Raw genomic sequence first — 12,535 nt, 5'->3', positions numbered from 1 at the left:
CCTTATAGTAGCTCGAATGCAATACTTTTTTATGAAGAGGTGAAACAATGACTTATTCAGTTCAAGAAGTAGCACACAAAATGGGATTAACTCCTTATACAATAAGATATTATGATGATAATGGTTTGATCCCCTTTGTTAAACGGGACCAAAATAATAATCGCCTATTTGATGATGTGGATATCGAGTGGCTACAAATTGTTGTCTGTCTTCGTGAAACTGGGATGCCTTTAAAAAATATTCGGCATTATTTAGAATTAGTACAACAAGGTGAACAAACAGTCCCTGAACGGTACCAGATTATGCTTAGGCAGCAGCAAGATACTCTTGCCGAAATTTCGGAGTTAAAACAACATTTAGCAACAATTAACCGCAAAGTAAATCATTACGCTGAAATAATGCAAAAAAAACAGCCTGATTCCTATGAGCCGTCAAATATTGCTGTAAAAAGTAAGTAAAAAAGTTGGGTCAATAATTGATCCAACTCTTTTAGTTATTAATTAAATTAATTTTGCTAAAAGGCAAAGTAACCTTAATCTGCTCAAAAGAAAATGGCTTAGTTAAGGATACTTGGTAAGCTGTTAGCTGAAGTGACTCACTACCGGTAAATTCTGGATTGTAAAGTGGATCACCAATGATTGGACTGCCTAGTGCAGCTAGATGAACACGAATTTGATGCGTTCGACCAGTTTCTAGCTTTAGTTTGACTAAAGCCGAATTGTTAGCGTAACGCTGCAAAACTTGATAATTAGTTATAGAAACTAAGCCATCATTGCGAATCTTACGTTTACGTTGGTCGAGTGGGTCGTGACCAATTGGTAAATTAATTGTCCCAACATTGCGTAAATTTTGGGCATGATCAACAATCGCTAAATATTCTCGGTGGAAAATTTTTTGAGCTAATTCTCTATTTAGGATGGGGACAACGGCTGGATTTTTAGCTATTAGTAGTAAGCCATTGGTCAGCATATCTAAACGGTGTACAATAAAGGGCGTGTTCTTTAAATAAGTTGTACAATCGTTTAACGCCGTATCTGTTTCGTGTAAATTGGGATGAGTCTTTTGTCCCGTAGGCTTATTTATTATTAACAGATCATGGTCTTCATAAACTACATCTGGCAAACGCCCACTCGGTGGATATACTCCTTGCAGGGAATCAACATGATCAAGTTGCAATTCTATTTTTTCATTTGGCAAAACAAGTTGATTAAAATAGCGATAATGGCCATTAATTAATATTTTTTGTTCTGTTCGTAAAAAATGACGCCATTTTCGAGGTATTAACAAATAGCGTAACAGATTGCTTATTGAGCAAGGGGCAAGATTGGGCGGATAGGTAAGTGTAAAATAATAGCTCATAAATATTTATTAAATCTTCTTTTTAAATATAAATAATAGTTTTGGATATGATACAATTTCAATTGTTTCTAAAAGGAGCATTGTCTAATGGAAAATAATGAACCAAAAAAAAGGGGACTAAAAGTCCTCTGGAATCGATTTGATAATCGATTTTTTATCGGACGCTGGTTAATTTTAATCGTGCTCAGCTTAACTCTTTTGGTTTGTGCTTATTATACCGTCAAGGTTAAAACTTCAAATATTTCTAACTTAAAGGCCTCTTTGTCGACCACTACAGCAATTTATGACTATAAAAATCAAAAGGCAGGGTCGCTCTATTCTCAAAAAGGCACCTTTGTTGAATATAATAAAATTTCGGCAAATGTCAAGAACGCAGTCATTTCTACTGAGGATAGAACTTTTTGGCAAAACCCTGGTTTCAGTATTAAAGGCATGGCTAGAGCTGCCTTAGGACTGATTGCCCATCGTGGACAAATTGCTGGTGGTGGTTCAACGATTACGCAGCAACTAGCTAAAAATGCGCTTTTAACGCAAAAGCAGACTTTTTCACGGAAAATCGAAGAACTTTTTTTTGCTGTGGAAATTAACCATGTCTATTCAAAAAAAGATATTTTAACGATGTATCTTAATAAAGCATATTTTGGTAATGGTGTTTGGGGTGTGCAAGATGCTAGTCAAAAATATTTTGGTAAAAATGCAAGTCAACTAACACCAGGAGAAGGAGCAACTCTTGCGGGAATTTTGAGAAACCCTAGCCAGTATAATCCAATTGATCATATGTCATACTCGCTTGCGCGCCGCAATGTTGTTTTAGATTTAATGGTGCAAAATAACAAACTTACTGCTCAGCAAGCTAAAGTTGAGCAGAGTCAAGGTTTGAATTTGCGTGACACCTACCATAATCAAGATGGTTATCGCTATCCCTATTTCTTTGATGCAGTTGTAAATGAAGCAATCAGTCGCTATGGGTTAAAAGAAGAAGATGTGATGAATAAAGGTTTAAAGATATATACCTCTTTAAATCAAAATTATCAAAAGCAACTTCAAGCAAAATTTGCTCAAGATTGGCTTTTTCCACCTAATGCAGCTGACGGCACTAAAACACAAGCAGCCAGTGTGGTAATGGATCCTACTTCAGGTGCTGTTAGAGCCGTAATTGGTGGGCGAAATGAGCATGTCTTTCGCGGTTATAATCGTGCCACGCAAATGAAAAGACAGCCAGGATCATCAATTAAGCCAATCGTTACTTATGCTCCAGCATTACAACAAGACTATCATTATGACTCCTTGTTATCCAACAAATTACAACGTTTTGGGCGTAATGGTTATCAACCACATAATGTTGATAATGGCTATTCCGATAAAATTCCCATGTTTGTCGCCTTGGCTCAAAGTAAAAATGTGCCAGCTGTTTGGTTACTTGATCGAATTGGTGTGGCTAAGGGTGTTCAGTCCGCAAATAATTTTGGTATAAAAATACCAAAAGAAGATCAAAATTTAGCGCTGGCTTTAGGAGGATTGTCAACTGGAGTTTCGCCAGTCCAAATGGCACGGGCATACTCGGCTTTTGCCAATAAAGGTAATTTGCCTGATAGCTCATTTTTTATTACTAAGATTACTGATGCCAGTGGTAATGTAATTGCAGAAAATCACAATTACGGGCATCATCGTATAATTTCAGAAAATACGGCTAAAGAAATGACAACGATGCTTTTAGGTGTATTTGCTAATGGTACTGGTGCATCAGCGCAACCTGCTGGTTACCGGGTGGCGGGTAAAACTGGTTCGACAGAGGTTCCCAATTCTTATGGCTTTGGGACTAAGGATCAGTGGATTGTTGGATATACGCCTGATGTTGTTATTGCCACTTGGGTTGGGTTTGATCGAACAAATAAAAAGCACTTTATGCGCGGTGTCTCTGAAACAGGAATAACTCGGCTTTATAAAGCTGAGATGGAAGGAATTTTACCATATACCGCGCAGAATCAGTTTATTGAAAAAGCACCTAGTCAAATTATTAAAAATAATGGTGCTAGTTCAGATTGGACTAGTGGCTTTAGTAATAAAATTGAAAAAAGTATTGGATCGGCAAGTCAAAAACTTAATGAATGGTATAATGATGTCAAAGGTCTTTTCGGCCACTAACTTAGGAGGATTACTATGATAAATATTTATGATTCAGCTAATCAATTGGCTAGTGATTTACAACAAATTGATGAATTTAAAGCTTTAGAAAAGGCAATTGCTGAAGTCAAGAGTGATGAGGAAAGCTTATCCTTATTTAAGCAAATGGATAAGTTGCAGAGTGAAATTATTAGCACTCAATCTCAAGGAAAAGAGCTATCACCAGAATTACAAGAAAATTATCAAAATTTAAATGAGCAAGTTCAAAAAAACTCACAAATTTTAAAATTACTACAAGTTGAACAAGGCTTATATAAAACAGTCGATGACATTCAAAAAGTAATTACTAAACCAATTAATGATCTTTACGAAGGTCTTAGAAATTAGTAGTAATGATGAAATTTATTCATTTAGCAGATGCACATTTAGATAGTCCATTTTTAGGGCTATCTTTTTTACCATCTAACAGTTTTACCCAAATTCACCAAGCTCCTAATGAGTCGCTAACGCAAATTGTTAATGTAGCAATAAAAGAAAAAGTGGACCTTGTACTAATTGCTGGTGATACATTTGATAGTCCCCGCCCTAATCCAAGTAGCCAATTATTTTTTGCAAGTGAAGTTGAACGCTTAACTAAAGCAAAGATTCAAGTTGTAATGATTTTTGGTAATCATGACCATATGCAAGAAACCGACTTGTTAGTTCCTGATAGTCCTTATTTTAAGTTGCTCGGTAATGGCGAAAAAATTGAAACTATCAATCGACAAACTGACAGCGGCTTTAAATACAGCGTTACGGGCTTTTCGTATCTTAATAACCATATTACAATTGATAAAGTGGCAGCCTTTCCGCCAAAGAATGCCAATTATAACTTTGGCATTATGCACGCACAAGAAAAATCAGGAAAAAGTAACCAAAATGTATATGCTCCTTTTAATTTAACTGAATTAAAGGAGCTAAATTATGACTATTTTGCTTTAGGTCATATTCATTTACGGCAAATATTATCTGAGAAGCCATTGATTGCTTATCCGGGTAATATTCAAGGGCGCCATATTAATGAGAAGGGCGCAAAGGGATGTTATTTTGGCGAAATAGACGAACGCACAAAAGAAACAAAAATTAGCTTCTTGCAGACTAGTCCAATTATTTGGCAACAAGTCGATATTAAGTTAAATACCCCAATTAGTCCAACTGATTTACAAAAGCAAATTTTAACAGCAACTAAAGCTAAGGCAACTACGTATTATAGCTTACAGATTAATGGAGCAGAATTTTTAAATGAAAAAGAACGTGATTTAATTCAAGATAGCCAGTTTTGGCAAATGATTTCTATTAAATTAGATTATAATTCACAATTAGTTGATGTCCGTTTCTCTTCCAATAGCCAACTTGAAGTTGCAAGTAATGATTTAACCTATTTTAATCAGGCTAAAAAAGATGTTTTTGACGAAAATAACTTTTTAGCCTTTTGTAAAGACTGGGTTCAAAAGGATGAGTTTGCTAGTCAGCTCATTGAGGATGAAAATTTTTTACAGGAGGTTGTACAACTGACTGAAGTTGAATTGAATAATAAGCTGAAAGGAATTAGCGATGAAATTAGTTAAACTTAAAATTGTCAATTTTGGCCAATTTTCAAATTTTACAGTTGAATTGCCAAATTCCCATCTCAATGCTTTTTATGGTGTCAACGAAGCAGGCAAAAGTACAATTGTTGCTTTTATTAAGCAAATTTTGTTTGGGTTTCATTTAGCCAAACATGCGAGTGACTTTTTTGAAGATTATAAGCCACTTGCACACGTAAGTCCGATGGGTGGTGCGCTCTTTTTTAAAGACGATCAACAAAATGATTATGAACTAGAACGCTTATATGTGAGTGGTAGGGGTTCAAAAACAGGTACGCTAATAGTCAAACGTAATAATCAAGTAGTACCAGAAAATATTTTTTTTGATCAAATAAAAAATATTGACGGTGACTTTTATGCTGATAGTTTTATCTTTAATCAAGATATGCTGGGTAAAATAGATAAAATTCAACAGTCCGATTTGTTAGAGCACATTTACTATTTAGGAGCAGCTAATAGTGACAAATTAATTGATTTGCGGAATGATTTTGCTAAAAAGGCAAGTAACTTATTTAAAAAGGCAGGAACTGTTCCACCACTTAATCGTCTACTCAAAGAGTTACAAGAAAAAAGAATCAACGTAAATAAAGCTGAGGATGAATTTATTATTTATCAAAACTTAGCTAAAGAGTATACGAACTTACAAGAGCAACAAAATGCTTACGAGGCAGACCTCTTTGATTTGCAAAAAGAGTATAGTCAATTAGAACGCTTAGAAAATCTTATTCCTAGTTATAGGGAATTGATGGAATTAAAGGATCAAGTTAAGCCCGTCAATTTTGATGAAAAAAAGTATCATGTAGCGCAAACTTTAGCTTTAAAAATTCAAAATTTACAAGAACATAAAGAAAATTTACAGCAAAGAATAGATCAACTGGGAAAGGTAGCCGATCTTGCGCCTGAATCTAAGCGTATATTACAAGAAAGGCCAGAATTATTACAATGGCAGTCTGAATATAAGAATTGCAAGCAGGAAGAGTATCGTTTACAAGAAGATCAACAAGAGTTATTAGCTATCAGTCCAGAATTGAATAAAATTGCTAATTTTAACCAAGCTGAAGTTATAAATTTACAAAGGGACTATCAAAAATTACCAAGTATTGATCAAGTAAGTGAAAAAGGGGAAGCGCAAAACCATAATTTCTTATTCTTAGGTATTTTTTTAATAATTTTAGGTTTGATTTTATTTGTTACTAACTCAAAAATATTTGGTGGGTTAATATTAATTGCGGCAATTTTGCTGATGGGATGGCAGCAAAAGCAGCAACGAGAACAAAGGGTAGCAAAAGTCCACGAAGCAAATAATGTAAATGCCATCAAACAGCAACATGAGGCTTTCTATCAAAAATATGGTTTAAGTAGTACTCAGCTAGATTTAACAGGATTACTCAGTGCCTGGCGGCAATTGCAATTACAAAAGCAAAAAAAAGCAACTATTGTACAGCAAGAGGCAGAATTATTAGGTAAAATGCAACATCTGGCAGATCAAATAAGTAAAAACTTAGGTGCACCAGTTGAATACAATTTTTCTGTTGTTAGCGAGGCATTGAATCAATTAGAAGAAAAGATAGCAAAAATTAATCATTACTCAGAAGTAAAAGCTGACTTGCAGTCTAATTTAATCGAAAATAATGAGTTATTGGCTAAAACTAACGCACTGCTACAAACTGAATTTACACAGGCGCAAGTTGAAAATATGACTGAATATGCTAACCAGCAAGTAAAAAATGAGCAACAAACTGCACTTAAAATAAAAATCGACCTTTTAAATAATAATCTTAAGTCAGATATAGCAAAGTTAAAGGAATTGACGCAAAATGTACAAGCTTTTACGGACCAACTAACGACTTTATCGCAAAAAATAGCTAAAGAGCAAAATAAAATTAGTGCTAGCCAAAATAAGATTGCTGAAATTAAAGTAAAAATGGCTACTTTGGCTAGCTCAACAGCAGTTTTTTCGGCGCAACAAGAACTAGCCAACACACAAGCACAGTTTAAAAATTTATCAGCAGAATACTTATCAAATTTAAGTGCTGCTAAGTGGATTAGTCAGGCACTTAACCTTGCCTCTAATGAACGTTTTCCTAAAATGCTGATTACGGCTAAAGAATATTTGCAGCTATTAACTAATAATCGGTATAATGATATTCAAATTGAAAAAAAATTAGCAGTCAATCGCTATGATGGCAAAAAAATCAAAGTGCAGTATTTGTCACGCGGAACTTCAGAACAGCTTTATTTTGCTCTTAAGTTAGCATTTATTGAGCAAATCAAGGACCAAATTAATATGCCAATTTTAATTGATGATTCATTTGTAAATTTTGATGAGCAACGAACTGAGCAAATTACGCAGTTATTAAATAAAGTTGCACAAAGTAATCAAGTTTTGATTTTTACGGCGCAAGCTAATTTGGCTACTAAATTGCAACATCAACCATTAACTTTTACGAGAGGAAACTAAAATGTACAAGCGCTTGCTGGATTATAATGATGGCGAAGAATTAGAATTAGTTTTATTGATAAAAAGTTCACAGTTACTACATACTAAAAAAGGCAAATTGTATTTGGCCTTAACTTTTTGTGATGCTTCGGGTGAGATTCGTGGCAACTACTGGGACGCTGGTAGTCAGGATGCAGCTAGTTATAGTGAAGGAACTATTGTTGAAGTAGATGGTAAACGGGAAGAGTACCAAAATCAGCCGCAACTAAAAATATATAGTTTGCGAGTAGTTGGTCCTGAAGAGGGTTATGATTTAGATCAGTTTATTAAGGCTGCGCCTGAAACAATTTCTGTAATGAAGGCAGAAATTTATAATTATGCTTCGGAGATTATAAATTCAACATGGAGTAAAATTGTTCAATATCTATTAAAAAAATGGAATCAGCCGTTCTTTGATTATCCAGCTGGAAAAAGTAACCATCATGCTGTACGTAGTGGATTAGCATATCATACAGTCTCGATGCTGCGTGATGCTAAAGCGCTTACTGCTAATTATCCCCAAGTTAATCGTTCACTTCTTTATGCGGGGTGTATTTTGCATGACATGGGTAAAGTTTTAGAATTAACAGGTCCCGCTGCAACGCAATATACTACAGAGGGTAATCTTATTGGGCATCTCGTTTTAATTGATGAGCAGATAATGTTAGCCGCGCGTGAGCTTAAAATTAGTCCGGAATCGGAAGACTTGTTATTATTGCGCCACATGGTATTATCTCATCATGGGAAATATGAATATGGCTCACCTAAATTACCAGCATTATTGGAAGCAGAGTTGCTCCATCGAATTGACGATTTAGATGCATCGATATATGCAATAACTAATGCCTTACAGCAAACTAAGCCAGGGAATTTTACTGCAAATATTATGAGTCAAGGAGGGAGAAAATTTTATCGCCCTAAGGAAGATCAGGCGTTGGCAGAATCCCAGAAGCTGGAATAACTATAATTGATAAAATAAAAATACTGCTAGTGGTTGAATTTATGTTAAACCATTAACAGTATTTTTTATTTGGTTACGGATAAATTATCCGTTTATTGTTAGCTAACAATAAAGGCTTATTGCAATTAATATTGCAATAAGCCTCAATTAAGTAGTTTATCTAACTACTTTTTATTGATGTCACCGGCACTTACGTATGAAGATAAAACATTCTTCAAATCGTTATCTTTAATTTGAATATCAGCTTTCTTCAAAACTGTCGCAATTACACTACGCATTGTTTCTTGATCTTGTGACATTGAATGATAAATCTCTTCATCAATAGCTTTTTTATGAGAAGCAAATGTCCCTTTAGCCGGATGGTTAATCATTTTAATTACGTGATAACCTGATTGTGATTTTACTGGTTCTTTAGTTGTCTGACCGGTTTTTAATTTAAATGCTGCATTTTTAAAAGCAGGATCTAAACTTGAATCGGTTGAGTCAAAGGCAGGTAATTTTCCTGCTTTTGACTTAGTGCCAGTATCAAGTGAATATTTTTTAACGAGGCTACTAAAACTTTTACCATCATTTAATTCACTAATAATATTTTCCGCTTGTGATTTTTTAGCCACCAAAATATGTTGTACAGTTACTTTAGGCTGGTATGATTTCCAAGCCTTATCTTCTTGACTCTTAGAAATTTTCTTAATATCTTTTAAAGCTTCCTCGGTAAGTAGGTTAGTTTTTAAATTTTGCTTAAAACTTGAAACAGTCATCCCATTTTGCTGCAAGACAGCACTAAACTGCGCACCATATTGTTTTTTGTAATTATCAAATTGCTTATCAACTTGTTTCTTTGAAACTTTACTGCCATATTGTTCATCCAAAACATGATTGATAATCATATTTGCTAAAGCGGTTTGACCAGCTTGTGACTTCTTCATTTCATCGTAATACTCTTGTTGAGTAATTTTCCCGCCTTTATATGAAGCAACAGCCTTTCCACCATTAGAACAAGCAGTAGTTGACAATGCAATTCCGGCTACAGCAGCAACTGTAGCAAATGTTTTAAAATATTTTTTCATAAAATAAACTCTCCACATCCTTAATAAATTAAGTCATCAGCAACTAATATAACATAAACTAGAAATTTACGTTTTTAATTTGCCAATTTTCATCAAAAAATTCAAACTTTCTTTACCATTTATTCTTTATTATTACTAAAATTTCTACTTAACTTCTGCTGGCTTGTAGCTAGATTTTTAAGGATACGATCAACTTTCATCTGGTAGTATTTAAAATCATTTTCTAATTCAACGCTAGTTTTTTTACCAGCTGGTAAAGCATCATTTAACTTTTGCTTAGCTTCTTGGAAGTTGTTAAGGGCTTCTTTGAGATTATTAATATCATTTTGAGTAGCTTGAGATTGATCTTGTAATGGTTGACCTAGGCGTTGACCATTTTTAAAACGGATTAATGACAAAATTGTCCCCGTTGCGGCACCGATTACTAGTCCTACACTAAAATTAAAGTGTTTCATAATTTCTCCTTAAAAGTTGCTTTTAATTTGAGTGGCAATCTTTTGATAGTCAGCTTTAGTATACTTTTTTTCGTTATTTCGTGTAGCTGTAGTCAAGCCATCACCTTCAAAACGAGGAATAAAATGAATGTGTGAGTGCATAATCACTTGTCCAGCACTAGTTCCATTATTAGTAGTAATATTCATTCCAGTTATCTTTGAATCAAATTGCTTAATCGCATTAGCAATAGTAGGAATGTATTGTAAATATTTTTGGGCCTCATTAGGAGTATAGTCAAATAGGTTAACCATATGTTTTTTAGGTATCATTAGGCTATGCCCTGGATTTACTTGTGATAAATCTAAAAAAGCATAAACATCTTCATTTTCAAATATAGTGTAGCTTGGTACTTCACCACGAATGATTTTACAAAATAGGCAGTCTTGTTCTAATTCGTCCATCTTTCAACCTCTTAATTTCAAAATTTAGTTTCTTTTAATATCATGCTATCATATATATTGAGTAAATTCATTAAAAGAAAGATAGGGATTATGGTTCTAAAAATTGAACATTTAACTGGCGGCTATGCAGGCGTTCCAGTAATTAAAGATATAAATTTGACAATTAAGTCAGGTCAAGCATTAGGTATTATTGGGCTAAATGGTGCAGGAAAATCGACCACAATCAAGCACATTTTAGGGCTTTTGCGACCACAAAAGGGAAAAATCACTTTAAATGAAGTTTCGTTAAATAAACAACCAACTGCTTTTAAAAGACAGGTTGCCTATATTCCAGAAGTGCCTGTTTTATATCCAGAACTAACTTTGAAAGAGCATTTAGCGTTAATTATTCTTAGCTATCAATTAAATGAAGAAAAAGCCTGGGTCAGAGCACAGCAACTGCTACAATTATTTAGGCTCGAAGATAAATTGGATTGGTTACCAGTTCACTTTTCAAAAGGAATGAAGCAGAAGGTCATGATTGTAGCAGCTTTTTTGGCTGATACCGATCTTTTAGTGATTGATGAACCCTTTACAGGGCTTGATCCGTTAGCCGTAACTAATTTGATTGATCTAATTAAAGAGGCGATTGCAACTGGAAAAATGGTGTTAATGTCTACCCATATTTTGGCTGATGCGGAACAGGTAATTTCTAATTATGCAGTTTTAAATAATGGTGAGATTGAAGTAATTGGTAGTATATCAGATATTCGGCTACATTATGGTTTAACCGCGACAGATTCATTTGATAAGATATATCAAATTCTTAATCAGGAGCAACAGCATGCAAGATTTAGCTAAAAATAGATTGCAGAAAAATTTACAGCAATCTCTTAAATATTTGATCCTGGTTTTTAACGATTTTTTTATTTTAGCCATAATTTTTTTGCTTGGCGCATTAATGTTTTGGTATGCTCAAAGTATGAAAAAAATGCCACCGAATTTGTATTTTTATAAACCCTTAGTTGGCCTTATCTTAAGTATGCCCTTACTTATAGGCAAATTAGTAACCTTGCTTCAAGCTGCAGATATCCAATTTCTATTACCTCAGGATAAAAATATGCGCGCATATTTAAAAATGATGCGCAGTTATAGTTTATTGGTTCCTCTAATATGTTTAGTATTAATTGCTGGAATCTTATTTCCATTTGCCTTAATTAAAGCCAAAATTTCCATATTATCATATTGCTTAGCAGTTTTAGCGGTTTTCCTTGCCAAAATTGCCCAACTAAAAGTAATGGAATATAATTTGTTTTATAATAAAAAAATATCCCTTTTTTTGGTAAATACGTTATTTTTTATTACTTTTGCAGTATTGATGATGTGGCCGAAGACGATGTTTCTCGTAGTTATTCTATTAGCGATAATTATTAGTGGAGCAACTTTTAAACCACAAAATGCTGCCTTGTTTGATTGGCAATATGCAGTAGAGCTAGAGCAAAGACGTAAAAATCAAGTATATGGCGTATTTAGCATGTTTACGGATGTTAAAGAGCGAAAAGTAAAAATTAGACGACGTAAATACTTAGACTTTTTACTTCCTAACTCACTCAGAAACGAAAATCCTAATAAATTTCTTTATCGGCGGGCTTTACTACGCAACCCAGAAAATTTGAATTTATTAGTTAGAATGACTGCTTTTGCTGGCTTAATTTCTTTGCTTGTTCAAAATTGGCTATGGGCCTTGACCTTATGCTCATTAGTAGTTTTTTTAACGGTTTATCAATTATTGCCAATGGCAAACGAATTTGATAATAATATTATGTATCAGGTATATCCGATTGAGCACATTAAAAGAGGACAGGATCTTTTAAAAGTCTTGTCCTTAGCTTTATTTATGCAGTGGGTGATAATTAGCATTTTTTGGTTACTTATTCTACCAGTTAATTTGCAATTATTTGAAGCAAGTAGCTTTTTACTATTATTTAGCTGGCTAATTGCTCATTGGTATTTACCGTGGAAAGTTAAGCAAAGGAAGATATAAT

At 34.0% G+C, this 12,535-nt stretch carries 12 protein-coding genes; 8 read left to right on the top strand and 4 right to left on the bottom strand.

Annotation, left to right across the window (positions count from 1 at the left end; translation table 11 throughout):
* Nucleotides 1-47 precede the first annotated feature (47 nt).
* Nucleotides 48-458: a MerR family transcriptional regulator gene (locus tag F5ESL0230_RS05975; protein WP_122021998.1), complete on the top strand. Its 411-nt coding sequence runs from the start codon at nt 48-50 to the stop codon at nt 456-458.
* Nucleotides 459-489: 31 nt separating this feature from the next.
* On the opposite strand, the gene F5ESL0230_RS05970 is transcribed toward F5ESL0230_RS05975, so the two are convergent.
* Complete coding sequence (locus F5ESL0230_RS05970; RefSeq protein ID WP_122021997.1) at nt 490-1,359, bottom strand: RluA family pseudouridine synthase; 870 nt, start codon at nt 1,357-1,359, stop codon at nt 490-492.
* Nucleotides 1,360-1,446: 87 nt separating this feature from the next.
* On the opposite strand from F5ESL0230_RS05970, the gene F5ESL0230_RS05965 reads away from it, so the two are divergent.
* The 5 genes from F5ESL0230_RS05965 to F5ESL0230_RS05945 are packed head-to-tail and all read left to right on the top strand — an operon-like array spanning nt 1,447 to nt 8,548.
* Complete coding sequence (locus F5ESL0230_RS05965) at nt 1,447-3,504, top strand: PBP1A family penicillin-binding protein (RefSeq protein WP_122021996.1); 2,058 nt, start codon at nt 1,447-1,449, stop codon at nt 3,502-3,504.
* 15 nt (nt 3,505-3,519) lie between these two features.
* Nucleotides 3,520-3,870, top strand: coding sequence for a YlbF family regulator (locus tag F5ESL0230_RS05960; RefSeq protein WP_122021995.1), 351 nt, complete (start codon nt 3,520-3,522; stop codon nt 3,868-3,870).
* A gap of 8 nt (nt 3,871-3,878) precedes the next feature.
* Nucleotides 3,879-5,090 carry a DNA repair exonuclease gene (locus F5ESL0230_RS05955; protein WP_122022054.1) on the top strand — a complete coding sequence of 404 codons (1,212 nt, stop codon included), beginning with the start codon at nt 3,879-3,881 and terminating at the stop codon, nt 5,088-5,090.
* Entirely contained in the window at nt 5,077-7,569 is a 2,493-nt protein-coding gene (locus F5ESL0230_RS05950) for an AAA family ATPase (RefSeq protein WP_122021994.1), read from the top strand. The genes F5ESL0230_RS05955 and F5ESL0230_RS05950 overlap by 14 nt, the downstream gene beginning before the upstream one ends.
* Nucleotide 7,570: 1 nt before the next feature.
* The gene (locus tag F5ESL0230_RS05945) at nt 7,571-8,548 is read left to right on the top strand and encodes a 3'-5' exoribonuclease YhaM family protein (protein WP_122021993.1); all 978 of its coding nucleotides are present in this window, start codon (nt 7,571-7,573) and stop codon (nt 8,546-8,548) included.
* 164 nt (nt 8,549-8,712) lie between these two features.
* Here F5ESL0230_RS05945 and F5ESL0230_RS05940 read toward each other — a convergent pair whose 3' ends face one another.
* From F5ESL0230_RS05940 to F5ESL0230_RS05930, 3 genes are all read right to left on the bottom strand, one after another.
* Nucleotides 8,713-9,615 (bottom strand): peptidylprolyl isomerase PrsA, encoded by a 903-nt coding sequence (locus F5ESL0230_RS05940; RefSeq protein WP_122021992.1) that lies wholly within the window; start codon nt 9,613-9,615, stop codon nt 8,713-8,715.
* A gap of 119 nt (nt 9,616-9,734) precedes the next feature.
* Nucleotides 9,735-10,070: a hypothetical protein gene (locus F5ESL0230_RS05935; protein WP_122021991.1), complete on the bottom strand. Its 336-nt coding sequence runs from the start codon at nt 10,068-10,070 to the stop codon at nt 9,735-9,737.
* Between the two features lie 9 nt (nt 10,071-10,079).
* Nucleotides 10,080-10,511: an HIT family protein gene (locus F5ESL0230_RS05930; RefSeq protein ID WP_122021990.1), complete on the bottom strand. Its 432-nt coding sequence runs from the start codon at nt 10,509-10,511 to the stop codon at nt 10,080-10,082.
* Nucleotides 10,512-10,601: 90 nt separating this feature from the next.
* Between F5ESL0230_RS05930 and F5ESL0230_RS05925 the strand changes: the two genes are divergently transcribed.
* Nucleotides 10,602-11,351, top strand: a complete 750-nt coding sequence (locus F5ESL0230_RS05925) for an ABC transporter ATP-binding protein (RefSeq protein ID WP_122021989.1) — start codon at nt 10,602-10,604, stop codon at nt 11,349-11,351.
* A complete protein-coding gene (locus F5ESL0230_RS05920; RefSeq protein WP_122021988.1) occupies nt 11,335-12,534 on the top strand; it encodes an ABC transporter permease in 1,200 nt (399 codons plus the stop codon). The genes F5ESL0230_RS05925 and F5ESL0230_RS05920 overlap by 17 nt, the downstream gene beginning before the upstream one ends.
* The last annotated feature ends 1 nt before the right edge of the window (nt 12,535 follow it).

It is taken from the genome of Lactobacillus sp. ESL0230, from assembly GCF_003692805.1.
Classification (GTDB): Bacteria; Bacillota; Bacilli; order Lactobacillales; family Lactobacillaceae; genus Lactobacillus; species Lactobacillus bombicola.
This window is presented reverse-complemented; position numbering and strand designations above follow the sequence as displayed.

Excerpts from the sequence above, each read along its gene's own strand:
- F5ESL0230_RS05940 (WP_122021992.1), bottom strand. The coding sequence starts at position 9,615 with ATGAAAAAATATTTTAAAACATTTGCTACAGTTGCTGCTGTAGCCGGA.
- F5ESL0230_RS05950 (WP_122021994.1), top strand. The coding sequence starts at position 5,077 with ATGAAATTAGTTAAACTTAAAATTGTCAATTTTGGCCAATTTTCAAAT.
- F5ESL0230_RS05965 (WP_122021996.1), top strand. The coding sequence starts at position 1,447 with ATGGAAAATAATGAACCAAAAAAAAGGGGACTAAAAGTCCTCTGGAAT.
- F5ESL0230_RS05925 (WP_122021989.1), top strand. The coding sequence starts at position 10,602 with ATGGTTCTAAAAATTGAACATTTAACTGGCGGCTATGCAGGCGTTCCA.
- F5ESL0230_RS05970 (WP_122021997.1), bottom strand. The coding sequence starts at position 1,359 with ATGAGCTATTATTTTACACTTACCTATCCGCCCAATCTTGCCCCTTGC.
- F5ESL0230_RS05975 (WP_122021998.1), top strand. The coding sequence starts at position 48 with ATGACTTATTCAGTTCAAGAAGTAGCACACAAAATGGGATTAACTCCT.
- F5ESL0230_RS05920 (WP_122021988.1), top strand. The coding sequence starts at position 11,335 with ATGCAAGATTTAGCTAAAAATAGATTGCAGAAAAATTTACAGCAATCT.
- F5ESL0230_RS05935 (WP_122021991.1), bottom strand. The coding sequence starts at position 10,070 with ATGAAACACTTTAATTTTAGTGTAGGACTAGTAATCGGTGCCGCAACG.
- F5ESL0230_RS05945 (WP_122021993.1), top strand. The coding sequence starts at position 7,571 with ATGTACAAGCGCTTGCTGGATTATAATGATGGCGAAGAATTAGAATTA.
- F5ESL0230_RS05955 (WP_122022054.1), top strand. The coding sequence starts at position 3,879 with ATGAAATTTATTCATTTAGCAGATGCACATTTAGATAGTCCATTTTTA.
- F5ESL0230_RS05930 (WP_122021990.1), bottom strand. The coding sequence starts at position 10,511 with ATGGACGAATTAGAACAAGACTGCCTATTTTGTAAAATCATTCGTGGT.
- F5ESL0230_RS05960 (WP_122021995.1), top strand. The coding sequence starts at position 3,520 with ATGATAAATATTTATGATTCAGCTAATCAATTGGCTAGTGATTTACAA.